The following is a 16,945-nucleotide window of genomic DNA, read 5'->3' as shown; positions in this document are numbered from 1 at the left end:
TTGTACCGCGTCAAGGTCTCGTGGAAAGAAGCGCGATCATAACATCTTATCGTCGGACTGCAGATTAATTTATTGAACTTGCTGGCGGATTTCGCGCGATGCGAATTCCACTCGCGACCAAAACACGCTACAGGTTGAGGCTAGCACGAGAGCTGCGAGACAGTTTAGAGGCCATGGCCGCACCGTTACCCCCGCCCCGCCTGTTGCCGAGTGGTGACAGCGCCATCACGGTGGAATTCAGCCGCAACATCGACGATGCCGCCAACCGGCGGGTACTGGCGCTCGATCGCGCGCTGGCTGCTGAGCCCATCGCAGGCGTCACCGAGACTGTGCCGACCTATCGCTCGCTGCTGGTCCACTACGACCCGGTCCAGATCGATTTCGACAAGCTTGGCGAAAGGATTCTCGCGCTCGCGCAGCTCCCGGTACCGGCAACGACCAAAACCCGGCGCTGGCGCATTCCCGTGGTTTATGGCGGCGAGCACGGCATCGACCTCGAGGACGTGGCCAAAACCCTGAACACGACGCCTGAGGAGATCGTGGCGCGGCACGTCGCTGGCGACTACCAGGTCGCGATGATCGGCTTTACGCCCGGTTGGTCCTATCTCAGCGGGCTTGCGGATAGCCTACATATGCCGCGGCGGCAAAATCCGCGCTTGCTGACGCCGGCTGGCACCATCTCGATCGGAGGGGTGCAAACCGGAGTGCAATGCCTCGCTGGCCCGAGCGGCTGGCATCTTCTCGGACGGACGGCCGTCCGCACCTACCAGCTTCACCGCGATCCGATCTTTCTGCTGGAGCCGGGCGACAACGTCACCTTCACGCCGGTCGATGCCAAGACTTTTGCGGAGCAGGATCGCGCCGCCGAAGCCGGCGAATTCATTGCCGAGCAGATCGCCTCATGAGCAAGCTGGTCATTGTCTCAATCGGCCCGGCGAGTTCGGTACAGGACGGCGGACGTCCCGGCGCCCAGCGCTACGGCCTGGTGCCGAGTGGCGCAATGGATCGGCTGGCGCTGGCGGCAGCCAACACGCTGGTTGGCAATGAGCCGTTCACGGCCGCCGTCGAAGTCGGTCCGTTCGGGGCGAAATTTACCGCGCGCGGCGGCGCGGTGCGCGTCGCGCTGACGGGAGCCCCGCGCAATGCCGATATCGCCGGCCGCGCCGTGGCATCGGATACATCCGCAACCATCGCCGATGGCGAGACGCTGACGCTCGGCTTTGCCCGCGGCGGCGCGTTCAGCTATCTCGCGATTGAAGGCGGCATTATCGGCGAGCCGATGTTCGGCAGCCTGGCCGTCAATGCCCGCGCAGGCCTCGGCAGCCCCTATCCTCGCCCACTGCAGGCCGGCGACGAGCTACCGGCGAAGGCCGCAAGCGGCGCGGCGGAACGGCGGATCGAATTGCCCGCGGCAACCGACACGCCGATCCGCATAGTCTGGGGTCCACAGGACGACGAATTCACTGATGAGACCAAAAAATTGTTCGTCGACAGCGAATGGAAGATATCGGCGACCAGCGACCGCATGGGCTACCGGCTTGAGGGCCCCACCCTCAAGCACCTCCACGGCCACAACATCGTCTCCGACGGCACTGTCAACGGCAGCCTGCAGGTGCCCGGCAACGGCCAGCCGATCGTACTGATGCCGGATCGCGGCACCAGCGGCGGCTATCCCAAGATCGCAACCGTGATTTCGGCCGACCTCGGGCGATTGGCGCAGATCCCCGCCGGGCACGCCTTTCGCTTTCGCGCCATCAGCATGGCCGAAGCGCAGGCCGAAGCGCGCAAATTTGCGGAACTGTTGCGCACCCTGCCCGAGCGGCTGCGCGCAATCGAAAGCGTTGATCTCAACATCGACGCGCTGCACGATGCCAATGTCGCAGGCCACGCCGTCAGCGCGGTCGATGCCGGAACCTGGCACGCGGTATCGATGGCCGACATAGCGGGCCCGGACTGACCACCAATCCACTCACGAGAAGCGGACAGACAACATGACAACCATCGACCTCAATTGCGATCTCGGCGAAGGATTTGGCGCGTGGGAAATGGGCAATGACGCCGCGATGATCGAGCTTGCGACCTCGGTGAACGTCGCCTGCGGTTTTCACGCGGGCGATCCCGACATCATGCGCCGTACGGTCGAACTGGCGAAAGCGCGCGGCGTCAGTGTCGGCGCGCACCCTGGATATCGCGACCTGCACGGCTTCGGTCGGCGGCCGATCCCGGGCCTAAAGTCTTCGGAGATCGAGAACCTCATCGCCTACCAGATCGGCGCACTGCAGGCGATTGCAACCGCGGCCGGTTACAAGGTCACCCACGTCAAGGCGCATGGCGCGCTTTCCAACGTCGCCTGCGAGGACGACATGACGGCGAAAGCGATCGCCAACGGCATCAAGGCGGTCGACCCCAATCTGATTTTCGTGGTGCTCGCCAATTCCAAGCTGGTACAGGCGGGCGAGGCCGCCAATTTGCCGATGGTGCACGAGGTGTTTGCCGACCGCGCCTATGAAGACAATGGCTCGCTGGTGTCGCGCAAGAAGCCCGGCGCCGTGCTGCATGATGCGAAACAAATCGCCGATCGCGTAGTGCGGATGGTGCAGGACGGCGCAGTGGTGTCAGTCACCGGCAAGGTGATCAAGATGCGCACCGACACCGTGTGCATTCATGGCGACACGCCGGGTGCCGTCGAGATTGGACGTGGGGTCAGGCAGGCATTGAAGAATGCCGGGATCGACGTCGTGCCGTTCAAAGTGAAGCCGGTTGCGAATACATAAGTCCAAAAGCCCGGTTGGACGTCCGCTTCGGCGCTACACCGACTCATTTTGAATCGAACAGATGCGAAAAGCCGCCGGTACGCGAAGTGTCACGGCGCCTTAAGCCCTCCAATAACTGTTGGCGCAACCAGGAGGAGAAGATATCATTATCTGCTCCCTTGGACTAGCCGGCTTCCTTGGAGGGTCAAATGATCTCCATGTATCTCCGCCGATTGATATCGGCGACACCGGTCTGTGCACTGATTTTTTCAACAAGTGTGGCGCAAGCTCAGCAAACCAGCGGCGCGATAACGCTGTTCAACAATGTCAGGGTATTTGACGGCAGGGGCACATCATTGTCCGAACCAACCAATGTACTGGTTCGAGACAACCTGATCGAAACAATTTCCCGGACGCCGATTTCGGTCGATCGAAGCGCGACCACCATGATCGTCGATGGTGGCGGCCGCACACTGATGCCCGGCCTGATCGACGTGCATTGGCACGCGATGTTGATCCGGGTGACGCCGGCACAGTCGTTCGGTGACGTCGGCTACGTCAATCTCGTGGCTGGCAGCGAGGCGACTGACACTCTGATGCGCGGCTTCACCACCGTTCGCGACGTGGGCGGGCCGGTGTTCGGTCTCAAGAGCGCCATCGACGAGGGCGTCGTCAAGGGCCCGCGCATCTATCCATCCGGTGCCGTTATCACCGTCACGAGCGGGCACGGAGATTTCCGCCAGCTCACCGATTTGCCGCGAACGATCGGCGGCATGCTCACCCGCATGGAGCAGGTCGGTGGCGCCATGGTTGCGGACAGCCCTGACGAGGTGCGCGTGCGCGCGCGCGAACAGCTCATGCAGGGCGCCTCCCAAGTCAAGTTGACGGCGGGCGGCGGAGTGTCGTCACCCTTCAGTCCGATCGACGTGACCACCTTTACCGAAGCCGAACTGCGCGCCGCGGTTGAAGCGGCCGAGAATTGGGGCACGTACGTCGCCGCGCATGCCTTTACGCCGGCTGCGATCCGGGGGGCTGTTGCGGCTGGCGTGAAGTGTGTCGAACACGGCATGCTGATGGACGAAGCAACCGCCAAGCTACTCGCCGAAAAAGGCGTCTGGTTAAGCATGCAGCCACTCCCCGAGGACTTGAGGCTGGGCTTTCCTGTGGGCTCAGTGCAGCGAACCAAGGCGGATGAGGTCTGGCCCGGCATAGGGCGGACCTACGAACTGGCGAAGAAGTACAAGATCAAGACAGCGTGGGGCACGGACGTCCTGTTCTCCGCCGCGCTGGCGCGGCAACAAGGGGCAATTCTGGCCTCGCTCACTCGATGGTACACTCCCGCCGAAGCGCTGGTCATGGCGACGTCGACAAACGCCGAACTGCTGGAACTCTCCGGAAAACGAAATCCCTATCCGGGAAAGCTCGGCGTCGTGGAGCGGGGAGGCGCTCGCCGATCTCTTGCTCGTCGACGGCAATCCGTTAGACAACATCGGGCTCATTGCCGACCCCGCCAGCAACTTCAAGATCATCATGAAGGACGGCAAAATCTACAAAAACACTCTCGCTAAGTGAGAGCCTGTCGAGGCAAACCTCCGTGCCTGAGGTGCAATCTCAGAACGGATGGACCGACAGCGTGCCGAACACGATGGCGGCAATGAGCGCGAACGCGCTGTAGAGCGCGGCGGTATGAAAGCCGGTGCCGGAACGGCGGGCCACTGAGCGTGCGTAAAGGTGCAGGCGGGCTTCCGCCGATAGTTCGCGCATGGTCGATCTCCAACGCAGCATGGAGTGCATATGGAATATCGATCGCGGCCGGATGCAAGATATCCGCCGAAATAGCGATGGGGGCGCTCCGGCGCGCTCCATTTCGAGGGGAAATTTCCCTTCTTCCCGACCAGAACGAGAATTTTATTCGGGCCGATTTGAGTAGAGTTGGCACCCGAATTAGTAAACGTCCTGCTGGAACCGGCCCTTCTTCTTGAGTTCCCCGACGAAGCTGACGGCCTCGTCGGTGGTTCGGGCGCCGAACTGCGCGACGATGTCGACCAGCGCGCGCTCGACGTCCTTGGCCATCCGCTTGGCATCGCCGCAGATGTAGACATGGGCGCCTTCGGCAAGCCAGGTCCATACCTCGCGGCCAACCTCGCGCATGCGATCCTGCACGTAAAATTTCTTCTCGCCATCGCGCGACCACGCCAGCGACAACCGCGTCAAGAGGCCCGAGGTCTTCATCGCATTGAGTTCGTCAGCATAGAAGAAATCGCAATCGCTGCGCTGATGGCCAAAGAACAGCCAGTTCTTGCCGGGGGCGCCGGTGGCGCGGCGATCGAGCAGGAAGGCGCGGAACGGCGCGATACCCGTCCCGGGGCCGACCATGATGATTGGCGTCTTCGGGTCTTGCGGCAGCGCGAAGCCATGGGCCTTCTGTACATAGATCTTGACCTCGTCGCCGGGATTGATGCGCTCGGCAAGGAATGTCGAGGCCAGGCCCAAACGGCGACGCTTGTTGACCACATAGCGCACGCAGTCCACCGTCAGCGACAGCTTTCCGGGCGTCGCATTGTGCGACGACGAGATCGAGTAGAGCCGTGGTTGCAACGGCTCCAGCGCCTCGACAAAGGCCTCGGGATGCGGACGGATGCGGGAGAATTTCTGCAATACTGCCATGACGTCGAGCGTTGCCGCGTCGCCATCGGGATCCTCGCCCTGCGCCAGCGCACGCGCCTTTTCGCGCAGCGCGCCGCCGGTCAGATACGAGATCAACTCGAACAGTGAATCCGGCGCCGGCGACAGTGAGACGTCGTCGCGCAATACTTCACGCAGCGTCTTTCCCCTCACCTCCGTCGTATGCGATGCGCCCAAGAGCGCGATGATCTGGTCGACGAGGCCAATGTCGTTGCGCGCGAAGATGCCGAACGAATCGCCCACGACATAGTCGAGGTGACACCCGGAGAGATCGAACTCGATATGCCAGGTCTCCTTCTCCGAGCCCTTGCCGTTGAGCAGTCGCCGCGACAGGAACTTTGCGTTTGCGGGATTGTCGCGCGAGCGGCCAGGTTCGCCTGGAGCCGTCGGCACAACCGCAGCCGCCGCTGCCGCAGGCGCCGATGACGGCGTAGCCGGCGCCTTGTCGATCTCCTCATAGAGCGACTTCAGCATCCGCGCGGTTTCCTTGCCGCCGGGGACGCAGAGGTTGAGTCGCGCTTCGCTCTTGTTCGCAATCGCTTCGGAATAGTTATGGCAGTCGTAGCCGCACTGACCGCAGTCCTGCTGTGCCATTGCCGCCATCATCCGCCGCCGCAATGGCCGGCCTTCGGCCAGCTTCATCCGTTCGGCGATCGGCATGGTCTGGTCGTGCCACGGCGCTTCGCCGTCATCGCCATCGCCGGCCGCGCCCTGCATGACTTCAGCGCCTTGTTCGGCCGACAACGGCGTCGCATCGGACAGGAGCCCGGCAAAGAACCCGTTCAGCCAGGAGCGCTGCGCTTCCGAGAATGGCGCGTTCGAGGGAATGATCTCGACCTTGGGTGGAGGCGTGATCTGATTCATGAGGACACCTGAGCGTCAGTGACTTGAGCGTCAGTGACTTGGGCATCGGCCAGCTTGCGCAGCGTCTCGCCGTCATGGCGGCGCGCAAAGGTCAGGAACGTTTCATCTGATGATGCGCGGTGCCTGAGATAGGCCTTCAGCAGTTTCTCGACCGTCCTCGGCGCATCCTCGGCCTTGAGGTCGCGATAGACCTCCTGCCCGACATCGGCTTCGGGTCCGAAGCCGCCGCCAGTGAAGAGATGATAGCCTTCGACGGGATCGGCATCTTCGCCAATATCCACTTTCGCGGCGATCAGGCCGATATCGCTGATGTAATGCTGCGCGCAGGAATGGTGGCAGCCGGTGACGTGGATGTTGATCGGCGTCTCGATGTTGACGCGTGGCTCGCACCAGTCGCCGATTTCGGCGGCATGGCGCTTGGTATTCGCCGCCGCAAATCGGCAGCCGGCATTGCCGGTGCAGGCGATCAGGCCGGCCCGAATTTGCGAAGCCTCGACCGCAAGCCCGATCGCCTTGATCGCGGCGACCGCGAGCTCGATGTTCTCGTCACGCACGCCCGGGATCAGCAGGTTCTGCCACACCGTCAGGCGGATATCGCCGTCGCCAAGATCCTGCGCGATTTTGGCCAGCCCTCGCATCTGCTCGCACGTGATCTTGCCGAGCGGCAGCGACACGCCGATCCAGTTCAGCCCCTCCTGCTTCTGCCTGTGCACGCCGATATGCGCCGTGCGATCCGAGGCCGGCCGCGGCGCGAGCGCTTCCGGCCGCACGCGGGTGAAGGGCTTGCCGAGCCGCTCCTCCACCAGCGCGTGGAATTTTTCGTGCCCCATCCCATCGAGCACATATTTCAGCCGCGCCTTGTTGCGGTTGGTGCGATCGCCGAGTTCGATGAAGATGCGCACGATGGCATCCGCCACCCTGGTGGCATCGGCCGGCTTCACGATGATGTCGCTATACTTGGCAAAATCCTTGTGACCCGTGATGCCGCCGATCCCTAGGCGAAACCAGATGCCGGGCTCGGCACCAAAGCCGTCCTTCACCTCGACCGCGGTGAACGCGATGTCGTTAGTGTCTTCCAGCACGGCGATCTTGCCGGCGCCATCGAAGGCGACATTGAACTTGCGCGGCAAGCCATACAGCGAGCGATCGTTGAGGATGTGGTAGTGCCACTCGCGGGCATATTCGCGGGTATCGATCAGTTCCTGCGGATCGATACCCGCCGTCGGCGTGCCCGTGACATTGCGGATATTGTCCGCGCCGGTGCCGCGCGAACAGAGACCCAGATCCTGAATGCCCTCGATCAAAGCCACCGCATGCTTGGGCGGAATCTCGCGCACCTGCAAGTTAGCGCGCGTGGTGACGTGACAGAACGGCCCGCACAGCCGCTCGGTGAGATCGGCAAGTCCCGAAAACTGCCAGTGCTTCAGGATGCCGTTCGGAATCCTGAGGCGGCACATGTAGGAATCCTGCGCCGGCGCGACGTAGAACAGGCCGTAATAGCGCCAGCGGAAATTATCCGCGAGGTTCGGCGGCGCGTTGTCGAGCGCCTGCTGCTTCAGCCGGGGATAGGCATCGAACGGATGCTCCTCACGCTTGAACTTCTCCTGATCGGCGAGCTTCTTGCCGGCGGCTGTGACCTTGTCCTGCGCCTTGATATGGGCGGCATCCGGCCCCGTCGGTTCGGCATTCGCCTTTCCCGCGTTACCGAGGCCGCGCCCGACCCGGCTGATCTGCAAGCCTGCGGTAAAGCCTTCTAGGTAACGCTTCTGCTCGTCGGTAAAGTCGACTGTGATCGGTTCGATTTTCATGCGCGACGAAACTCCTGCGGCCACGATTGGTGGCGTCAACGAATGGGATGGACCGCCCAGGAGATCGGTCCGGCATGGTGCCGGGCTGTGATTCGGGTATGCGGTCCGACCAGCTTCGTTGCTGCGGAAATCCATCTTGGACGTAGGTCAGCAGGCATCTGCGACGAGCTGACCGCACTGCAACATACAAGTTGCGTGCCAGATGGTGTCGCGACGAATGTCTTTAAATTTCAATCTGTTCCGACGAGGAACTCAAAACTATGAAGCAAGCTTCATAGTTGCTTTCTGAGCATTCTGCCTAAGAACTGGGCGACCTTTACAATTGCCTAATATTGCTTCAATCGACTGGGTTACGGCTTCCAATGCCCAATTTTGAAAGCCGCCAGATGCCCGGCGATATCAGCAGGGTCGAATGCGGGGCCGGCAAAGGCGCCGATGGCACCAGGCGCGCCGGGAGCCGTCCCCGGACGTCCCATGGCGGCGTCGTAGAGTTCGGGCCTGAAGACCGCCATGGCGGTCCGCAGCGCATCGGGCCGCATCTCGGTCTGTCCCCAGCGCACCATTTGGGCGTAAAGCCAGGCCGCCTGCGCCGGATCGGGCCGGCCCGCCCCTTCGCGCCCGACCAGCAGGTAGCGGCCGCTTTCGCGCCGCTGGCCGTCCGGTGAAATCTTCAGTCGGCCGTCGAGGGTGCGTTGGATCACCTCGGCGCCGACGCCGAGCCGTTCGGGCCGCGCCAGGACATGGGCGGTCTCGGCGCGGTTTCCGGGATCCTCGATGTATTCGGCGGCGTGGGCAGCCGCCCGGATCAGCGCAGCCAGCGCGTTCGGATTCTTTTCCGACCAGCTCTGTCTGACCGCGAGAACCTTTTCGGCCGCGCGCACCAAAATATCGGAGACGAAATGCAGGATGTGGCCGACGCCGAGATCGACCGCGACCGAGTTCCAAGGCGCGCCGACGCAGAACGCATCGACATGGCCATTGGCGAGGCTGTCCACCATGTAGGGCGGCGGCAGCACCACGAGGCGAACATCCTCATCGGGATCGACACCGCCCGCCGCCATCCAGAACCGGAGCTGGTAATTGTGGGTGGAGAACGGGAACGTCATGCCGAACGTCAGCGGTTCCGCGCCGCTCTTGCGCCTGGCGGCAACGACGCGGGCGAGCGCCAGTGCGGTGGCCATGGGATCGAGCGGATCGCCATCGATCTCGCTCATGATTGCGGCGTGCAGCGCCGGCGATACCGTGATCGCGTTGCCATTGAGGCCCAGATTGAATGGCGCAACGATCGGCACCTTGACGTGGCCCAAGCCCAGGCTCGAGGCGATCGCCACCGGCGCCAGCAGATGCGCCGCGTCGAACATGCCGATATTGAGCTTGTCGCGGACGTTGGACCACGACACTTCGCGCACCAGCGTGACATCGAGCCCTTCGGCGGCCGTAAAGCCCTTGTCGACGGCGATGATCAGCGCGGCGGCGTCGACCAGGGGAATGAAGCCGATATGCAGCGGTGTCGTCATTTCAGCAGCTCCGACGCGGTCAGGATCGACTGCGCGATCTCGCCGATTTTCTTCTTCTCGCGCATCGCGGTGGAGCGCATCAGCACATAGGCCTCCTCTTCGGTGAGGCCCTTCACCTTCATCAGGATTCCCTTGGCGCGGTCGATCACCTTGCGCTCCTCAAGCGCCGACTTGGTGCGGTCGAGCTCGTCCTGCAGCTTGGAGAAGGCGTTGAAGCGGGAAATGCAGAGGTCGAGGATCGGCTTGATCCGCTCCTTTTTCAGGCCGTCCACGATGTAGGCGGAAACGCCGGCATCGACGGAGGCCTGGATCGAGGCCGCATCGCTCTGGTCGACGAACATCGCGATCGGCCGCCGTACCGCGCGGCTGACCTGGAACATCTGTTCCAGAACGTCGCGGCTGGGGTTTTCCAGGTCAATCAGGATGACGTCGGGGTCGAGCGCATAGATCCGCGCCAAAAGGCTCTGCATTTCGCTGATATGCACAACGCCGGTAAAGCCCGCCTCCCGCAACCCCTCTTCCAGGATTGCGGCCCGGATCGGACTTTCGTCGACAATGACGATTTTCGGCGACGACTCAGCGCTCATCGATCAACTCTTACCCCGGCCGGGCATCCATAGCACGTCAGAAGCTGGGGCAAAGCCTTGTAATTATGGGCAATTAGGACTAGCTCGTGCCGATCAATCAGGCAGATGAAATATGCAACAGGCCGCTGCGCCCAAAGTCAGCTTTGTTTCCCTTGGGTGCCCCAAAGCGCTGGTGGATTCCGAGCGCATTATCACCCGGCTGCGCGCCGAAGGCTATGAGCTGGCCCGCAAGCATGACGGCGCCGACATCGTGATCGTCAACACCTGCGGCTTCCTCGACAGCGCCAAGCAGGAATCGCTCGGCGCCATCGGCGAGGCCATGGCCGAGAACGGCAAGGTCATCGTCACCGGCTGCATGGGCGCGGAACCCGAGCAGATCGAGGCGGCCTATCCGGGCGTACTCTCGATATCGGGCCCGCAGCAATATGAGAGCGTGCTGGAGGCTGTGCACCGGGCGCTACCGCCGGTCCATAATCCGCACCTCGATCTGGTGCCGCCGCAGGGCGTCAAGCTGACGCCGCGCCACTACGCCTATTTGAAGATTTCCGAAGGCTGCAACAACCGCTGCAGTTTCTGCATCATTCCAAAACTGCGCGGCGACCTGGTGTCGCGTCCGGCCAATGACGTGCTGCGTGAGGCGGAAAGGCTCGTCGCAGCCGGCGTCAAGGAATTGCTAGTTATCTCGCAAGACACGTCGGCCTATGGCGTCGACGTGAAGTATTCCGAAAGCCCCTGGAAGGACCGCCAGGTCCGCGCCAAATTCTTCGACCTCGCCAGGGAGCTCGGCGAACTCGGCGCCTGGGTGCGGCTGCAATATGTCTACCCCTACCCGCATGTCGACGAAGTCATCGGGCTGATGACCGAGGGCAAGATCCTGCCCTATCTCGATATTCCCTTCCAGCATGCGAGCCCGGACGTCCTGAGAGCCATGAAGCGTCCCGCCGCGCAGGAAAAGACGCTGGCGCGGATCAAGAAGTGGCGCGAGGAATGTCCTGAACTCACGCTGCGCTCGACCTTCATCGTCGGCTTCCCCGGCGAGACCGATTCCGACTTCGCCTATCTGCTCGACTGGCTGGAAGAAGCCGAGATCGATCGCCTCGGCTGCTTCAAATACGAGCCGGTTGCGGGCGCCGCGTCGAATTCGATCGGAAATGCCGTGCCTGATGAGGTGAAGCAGGAGCGCTGGAACGCGCTGATGGCGCGGCAGCAGAAAATCTCCGCGCGTCGTCTGAAGCGCAAGGTCGGCACGAGACAGCAGATCATCGTCGACGAGGTCGGGCCGACGGTCGCAAAGGGCCGCTCAAAGGCCGATGCGCCGCAGATCGATGGCGCGGTGTATCTCAGTAGCCGCCGCCCGCTCAAGGTCGGCGAGATCGTCACCGCGAAGATCGAGCGGTCAGATCAGTATGACCTGCACGGCAGCGTCGCAGGGTTCTGAGGCGTCCGCGAACCCGCACGCACTTGCGAATTAGATTTGATTGCGACCACGAAGCAGGCGCGCTCCCTCTCCCGCTTGCGGGGGAGGGCTGGGGTGGGGGTGTCTCCGCAGGCGACACTGCCCGAGTGGAGAGAGCCCCCACCCGGCGCTTCGCGCCGACCTAAGAGCGAGCTTCGCTCGTCTCGACCCCGCAAGCGGGAGAGGTTGAGTGCGTCTGCGGCTAAGCAAGCAAACAGTGAATGGCGGGCTTACGGAGTTCGATGCGACAAGCCTGCCGCCTATTGGCAGCGACCGCACCATCTTGACACCGCCTGCCATCAGGCTGTATGGGCCACCGCATGAAGCTGAACCGGACCAACCGCCGCGCCTGCCTGCGTCGTCGCTCTGTCGACGATGATGGGTCGCGCCGTGTCCGACGACAACGCTGATTAGCTAGTTTCAGCCAAGTTTTCGAGAAGGCCGCACCCTCAAAGTGCGGCCTTCTTGCGTTTCGGCCTGCCCCTTCCCCCAAAACCCTGAGGAGATCGACATGACCCATGCTGCCCATCCGTTCGACGCGCTGATGAACATCACCGCCCGCCCGCAGGCCGTGTTCGTTCGCGGCGAAGGCGCGTATCTGTGGGATGACGCCGGCAAGCGGTACCTCGATTTCATGCAGGGTTGGGCCGTCAACTGCCTCGGCCATTCGCCGACGGTCGTCGCCGAAGCGCTTGCCGCGCAGGCAAAACTGCTGCTGACGCCAAGCCCCGCCTTCTACAACGGCCCCAGCCTGAAGCTCGCGCAAGCACTTCGTGAGAGGAGCTGCTTCGATCAGGTGTTCTTCGCCAATTCGGGCGCGGAGGCCAATGAAGGCGCCATCAAGCTCGCGCGCAAATACGGCACGAAATACAAGAACGGCGCGTTCGAAATCATCACCTTCGAAGGCGGCTTTCACGGCCGCACGCTCGCAACCATGTCTGCATCGGGCAAGAAGGCTTTCGAGCCGCTGTTCGAGCCGAAGGTATCGGGCTTCCGCAAGGCCAAACTGAACGATCTCGATTCGGTGAAGGCGCTGATCTCGGACAATACGGTCGCCGTGATGCTGGAGCCGATCCAGGGCGAGGCCGGCGTCTGGCCGGCAACCGATCAATTCCTGAAGGAGTTGCGCGCACTGACCAAGGAGCACGGGCTGCTGCTGATCGTCGACGAAATCCAGACGGGGATGGGCCGGACTGGAAAGCTGTTTCACTACGAACACGCCGGCATCGAGCCCGACGTCATGACACTCGGCAAGGGTATCGGCGGCGGTGTGCCGCTGGCCGCCCTGCTCGCGACCGAGCAAGCTTCCTGCTTCGAGCACGGCGACCAGGGTGGCACGTTCAACGGCAATCCGTTGATGTGCGCTGCGGGGCTTGCGGTGCTGGAAGAAGTGTCGAAGCCGGAATTTCTGAAGGCGGCGGTCGATGCCGGTCTGTTTTTGGAAAGCCAACTACAGAAACTGTCCGCGCGTCACGGTCTCGGCGAGGTGCGCGGCCGGGGGCTGTTGCTGGCGCTGGACCTCAAACTGCCGATCGGCGCGTCGATCGTAGCGGAAGCATTCGCGGACGGCGTCCTCATCAACTCGCCGCAGCCCGATGCGCTGCGCTTCATGCCTGCCCTCAACGTCACGCGCGAGGAGATATCGCTGATGATCGATTGCCTTGATGCGATTCTGGTGAAGGCAGGTGCGGCGAGAAGGGTGGCGTAGCCTCAACCGTCATTGCGAGGAGCGTAGCGACGAAGCAATCCATCTATCCCCGTGCGGAGAGGTAGATTGCTTCGCTTCGCTCGCAATGACGTCGGGCTTACGGCCGCCAGATCGCAGCCGATGAAGGCACGGTTCCGTAGCTCAATGGATAGAGCGCCGCGTTGCGGACGCGAAGGTTCGAGGTTCGAGTCCTCGCGGGACCACCACTTTGCTGGGTTAATTAGGGCGTGGACTCATAAGCGCGGAGCCACAGCCTGATTGACGCAAGTTGCACGAAGGCGAGGTAGTTGGCGGCCAGCTTGTCGTAGCGCGTTGCAACCCGACGGCAGGTTGGCAGCTTCTGGGGGAGGAGCGGAAGAGCGATCGACAGCCCTATCCGGGCCGACGGCCGACGATCGCATTGGCGTGCGCCTCGATCGAGATACGCCCACTCGCCTCGATAGGCACCTGCTCACGAACCCGAGACTTGAGTTGCGTCACGTCGGCTGTCGCCATCGTTGTGAGCATCGGAGCGAGATTGGGCGCCGCGATCGTAGTGGACCAATAGTCCTCGAAATCGTCGAACGTTCGTTGCGTGCCAAGAACGCGCGCTTCGATATCGGCGAAACCCGCCCGTGTCCACAGCGCATGTAGTCCTTCGGGCGTCGAGGCTTCCGCTTTCGGGGCCCGCGTTGGCGTGAACCCCATGCCTTTCATCTCGATTATGATGGCCTCCGACGGGCCGCCGCCGCTGACGACGTCCCAGATATAAGCGGCCGCGAGACCTCCCGGCCGCACGACGCGAGCCATTTCAGCGACCCCCCTGGCAGGGTCCGGAATGAAAAACACAACGAGCGCCATTACGGCCGCATCGAAGGTGCCATCGGCAAATGGCAGTGCCATTGCATCGCCCTGTCGAAACTTCGCGACAGGTGTCGCCAGCCGCTCTCGTGCAAAGGCCAGCTGACCTTCCGAGGGATCCACGCCTTCGACGGTCATTGGGGCGCAGTGCTCGACCAGCAACTGTGTAAACGCGCCATTGCCACAACCGATGTCGAGCCATCGCAAATTGGGCGGGGGCGAGAGCCAATCAATAAAAGCGCGTCCGGCCAGTCCACTCCACTTGCCCATCATCCGTTCATAGACGGCGCCGTCATCGAACTTGATCGTCGGCGCGGACATTGGGTCACCTCGCTGCGTATTCGCGCGTCTCACGAACGTCGGCTCCGACGATAACCGGACACAACAACGCGCTACGATAAGCTGGCTGCAATTACCTTGCCCTCGTACAGCTTGCGTCAATCAGGCTCTGGCTACGCTCTTATGAGTCAACGCCCTCGTTCATTGACCGGCGGTCTTGAGCACCGGCGTCCAACGGGCGACTTCACGAACGACCAGCTCCTGCAGGGCGTCAGGCGCGCGGCCGGCCCGATCCGGGATCTCGCTGCCAAGATCGAGCAGTCGCGCGCGTGTGCCTTCGTCATCGAGGGCTTTGACAAGCGCCTCGTTCAGTTTGCCGACCACATGTTGTGGAGTACCCTTTGGAGCAAATAGCGCAATCCAAGCAGAGACCTCGAACTCCGGCAGGCCGCCCTCCCTGGTCGTTGGGACATCCTTCATGGCCGCCGAACGTTTGGCCGTCGCGATACCGAACGCCTTGAGCGTGCCCGCCTGAATATGCGGCGCAACGTTTACAATCTGGTCACAGCCAAAATCGACGTGTTCCGCAATAAGGTCGTTGATGGTCGGCCCTGTGCCGCGGTAGGCCACCCGAGCAGTCTTTGTCCCTATGATCCATTGTAGAAGAGTGCATGTCGTGTGAGAAACTGAGCCGACGCCGGCATGCGCTTCAACTACCTTGTTCTGGTTCCTTCTCACGTAGTCGACGAACTCGCGGAGATTGTTGGCTGGAAATGTCTTCCTGGCGATGATCACGATCGGTGTAGTAACCATCAGTCCGATGGGAGCAAAGTCCTTAGCCGGATCGTATTTCAGGTTGGGATACTGCGCTGGCGCTGCACCATGTGTTCCCATATTACCCAACATGATGGTGTATCCATCTGCGTCTGCTTGCGTGGCACGGCTGATAGCGCTCGTGCCGCCAGCCCCAGCAGCATTCTCCACGACGATCGGTTGGCCCAGCGTCCTGGCCATATGCGTCCCGATGAGGCGTACGACCGTGTCGCCGGGGCCGCCGGCGGCGAACGGAACGATCAAAGTAATCGCTCGCTCCGGGAAAGCGGCTGCCGCCGGAATAGCACCGGCAACAAACGCCAACGCGGCTATGCCTGATCTTACGGTGCTAATTGGCTTCATCATCATTCTCCTTGTCCTGCGATGTCCAAGATAGGATGTCTGAGGCCCCCGACCCTGTATGTGCGACAAGAGACGCACAATGCGGAATGTGCTAAGTGTGCCTTAGGCGCAGCCGAAGGTACGTCCCTAACGATGCCCATAAGGTTCGATCTGACCGACCTGCGACTGTTCGTGCACGTCGCCGAAGCTGGCAGCATCACGCACGGGGCCGCTCGCGCGAACATGACACTGGCGTCGGCGAGTGAGCGTATCCGCGCCATGGAAAATGCGCTCAGCGCTCCGCTCCTGGAAAGGAACCGCCGGGGGATTCGGCTTACGTCAGCAGGAACAGTGCTGCTGCATCACGCGTGGATTGTCTCGCAGCAGCTGGAGCAAATGCGCGGTGACCTGGACAATTTCGGGAAGGGGCTGACGGGACATGTGCGCTTGCTGTCGAATATCGGCGCGATGGAATTTCTCCCCGTACCCCTGGCGGCCTTTCTCTCTGCCCATCCGAATATCGACGTCGACCTTGAGCATCACGGAAGCGGCGAGATTATTCGAGCAATCGCCGCGGGCCGCGGCGATATCGGCATTGTCGGGGAGACCGTTGATCCAGGCGCGGAGCTGGACAGTTTTCCGTTCGCGGAGATCCGCCTGGTCCTGGTGACGCCACTGCGGCATCCGCTCAGCCGGCATCGTAAAATTGCATTCCGCGAAACTCTCGACCATGAATTCATCGGCTTTGCCGTGGGCAGCCCGATGCAGGACTTGTTGAACTATCATGCCTTCCGTGCCGGTCGCCGGTTCAAGCTGCGCATCCGCCTCAACGGGTCCGACTTGATGTGTCAGATGGTAGAAAAGGGCATTGGTCTCGCCATCCTGCCCGAAACAGCAGCTCGGCGATCCCAGCAATCAATGGCTGTCCGTGTCATTCCTCTTACGGACACTTGGGCTCTTCGCCACCTAAGGATTTGCGTGCGAAGTTTTAGGTCCCTGCCCGCACACGCTCAACGGCTGGTCGAGTTTTTGAGGCCACCCGCGCCTGTGCCTTGATAGTCGTGTCCTGGCTGTCACGCATATCACTGCCGAGTATCGACGGATTTCGTCGGCTCCCGGCCCCCCGGCGGATACGCTCGCTTGCCGCTGCGACAATAGGAAGTCGCCCCGTACTCCCGGCCGCGAACGAAGCATTGGATACTGGTGCGCGCCCAATGTAGACCGATGGACTGCGAGGAGCCAACGGGTCGCGCGAATGCGCGCCCGGTGACAGGCTCCACGACGAAGCAATCA

Annotated in this window: 13 protein-coding genes, 1 tRNA gene and 2 pseudogenes; 8 read left to right on the top strand and 8 right to left on the bottom strand. The window is 62.2% G+C overall.

Features of this window, described 5'->3' with window-relative positions; genetic code table 11:
* The first annotated feature begins 173 nt into the window (after positions 1–173).
* The 4 genes and pseudogenes from pxpB (at position 174) to V1292_RS25230 (ending at position 4,325) form a co-directional block, all read left to right on the top strand.
* Positions 174–905 carry a 5-oxoprolinase subunit PxpB gene (gene pxpB / locus V1292_RS25245; protein ID WP_334375331.1) on the top strand — a complete coding sequence of 244 codons (732 nt, stop codon included), beginning with the start codon at positions 174–176 and terminating at the stop codon, positions 903–905.
* Entirely contained in the window at positions 902–1,957 is a 1,056-nt protein-coding gene (locus V1292_RS25240; RefSeq protein ID WP_334375330.1) for a biotin-dependent carboxyltransferase family protein, read from the top strand. The genes pxpB and V1292_RS25240 overlap by 4 nt, the downstream gene beginning before the upstream one ends.
* A 34-nt stretch (positions 1,958–1,991) precedes the next feature.
* The gene (locus V1292_RS25235; RefSeq protein WP_334375329.1) at positions 1,992–2,774 is read left to right on the top strand and encodes a LamB/YcsF family protein; all 783 of its coding nucleotides are present in this window, start codon (positions 1,992–1,994) and stop codon (positions 2,772–2,774) included.
* Between the two features lie 188 nt (positions 2,775–2,962).
* Positions 2,963–4,325: pseudogene (locus V1292_RS25230) on the top strand (amidohydrolase family protein).
* 39 nt (positions 4,326–4,364) lie between these two features.
* Here the strand turns inward: V1292_RS25230 and V1292_RS25225 are convergent.
* The 5 genes from V1292_RS25225 to V1292_RS25205 all read right to left on the bottom strand — a co-directional run bounded on the left by V1292_RS25225 (position 4,365) and on the right by V1292_RS25205 (position 10,214).
* Entirely contained in the window at positions 4,365–4,517 is a 153-nt protein-coding gene (locus tag V1292_RS25225) for a hypothetical protein (protein WP_334375328.1), read from the bottom strand.
* Between the two features lie 180 nt (positions 4,518–4,697).
* Complete coding sequence (locus V1292_RS25220; protein ID WP_334375327.1) at positions 4,698–6,302, bottom strand: sulfite reductase subunit alpha; 1,605 nt, start codon at positions 6,300–6,302, stop codon at positions 4,698–4,700.
* Positions 6,299–8,110, bottom strand: a complete 1,812-nt coding sequence (locus V1292_RS25215; protein WP_334375326.1) for a NirA family protein — start codon at positions 8,108–8,110, stop codon at positions 6,299–6,301. Before V1292_RS25215 ends, V1292_RS25220 begins: the two co-directional genes overlap by 4 nt.
* A gap of 350 nt (positions 8,111–8,460) precedes the next feature.
* Complete coding sequence (locus V1292_RS25210; protein WP_334375325.1) at positions 8,461–9,627, bottom strand: CmpA/NrtA family ABC transporter substrate-binding protein; 1,167 nt, start codon at positions 9,625–9,627, stop codon at positions 8,461–8,463.
* Positions 9,624–10,214: an ANTAR domain-containing response regulator gene (locus tag V1292_RS25205; RefSeq protein ID WP_028346026.1), complete on the bottom strand. Its 591-nt coding sequence runs from the start codon at positions 10,212–10,214 to the stop codon at positions 9,624–9,626. Before V1292_RS25205 ends, V1292_RS25210 begins: the two co-directional genes overlap by 4 nt.
* 112 nt (positions 10,215–10,326) lie before the next feature.
* Here V1292_RS25205 and rimO point away from each other — a divergent pair, with 112 nt between their 5' ends.
* The 3 genes from rimO (at position 10,327) to V1292_RS25190 (ending at position 13,584) form a co-directional block, all read left to right on the top strand.
* Complete coding sequence (gene rimO, locus V1292_RS25200) at positions 10,327–11,652, top strand: 30S ribosomal protein S12 methylthiotransferase RimO (protein ID WP_334375324.1); 1,326 nt, start codon at positions 10,327–10,329, stop codon at positions 11,650–11,652.
* A gap of 529 nt (positions 11,653–12,181) precedes the next feature.
* Positions 12,182–13,378, top strand: a complete 1,197-nt coding sequence (locus V1292_RS25195) for an acetylornithine transaminase (protein ID WP_334375323.1) — start codon at positions 12,182–12,184, stop codon at positions 13,376–13,378.
* Between the two features lie 130 nt (positions 13,379–13,508).
* Positions 13,509–13,584, top strand: a tRNA-Arg gene (locus V1292_RS25190).
* Between the two features lie 14 nt (positions 13,585–13,598).
* Here V1292_RS25190 and V1292_RS25185 read toward each other — a convergent pair.
* The 3 genes and pseudogenes from V1292_RS25185 to V1292_RS25175 all read right to left on the bottom strand — a co-directional run.
* Positions 13,599–13,718, bottom strand: a pseudogene (locus V1292_RS25185) (IS5/IS1182 family transposase); the annotation flags it as partial.
* Positions 13,719–13,750: 32 nt separating this feature from the next.
* Positions 13,751–14,539: a class I SAM-dependent methyltransferase gene (locus V1292_RS25180; RefSeq protein ID WP_334375321.1), complete on the bottom strand. Its 789-nt coding sequence runs from the start codon at positions 14,537–14,539 to the stop codon at positions 13,751–13,753.
* Between the two features lie 159 nt (positions 14,540–14,698).
* Positions 14,699–15,679, bottom strand: a complete 981-nt coding sequence (locus V1292_RS25175; RefSeq protein WP_334375320.1) for a tripartite tricarboxylate transporter substrate-binding protein — start codon at positions 15,677–15,679, stop codon at positions 14,699–14,701.
* A gap of 132 nt (positions 15,680–15,811) precedes the next feature.
* Here V1292_RS25175 and V1292_RS25170 point away from each other — a divergent pair, with 132 nt between their 5' ends.
* Complete coding sequence (locus tag V1292_RS25170; protein ID WP_334377159.1) at positions 15,812–16,708, top strand: LysR family transcriptional regulator; 897 nt, start codon at positions 15,812–15,814, stop codon at positions 16,706–16,708.
* Positions 16,709–16,945 lie beyond the last annotated feature (237 nt).

The organism is Bradyrhizobium sp. AZCC 1719 (genome assembly GCF_036924525.1).
In the GTDB taxonomy this organism is placed as follows: domain Bacteria; phylum Pseudomonadota; class Alphaproteobacteria; order Rhizobiales; family Xanthobacteraceae; genus Bradyrhizobium.
Note: the sequence above shows the minus strand (reverse complement) of the source record. Positions and strands in the feature narration are given on the sequence as shown.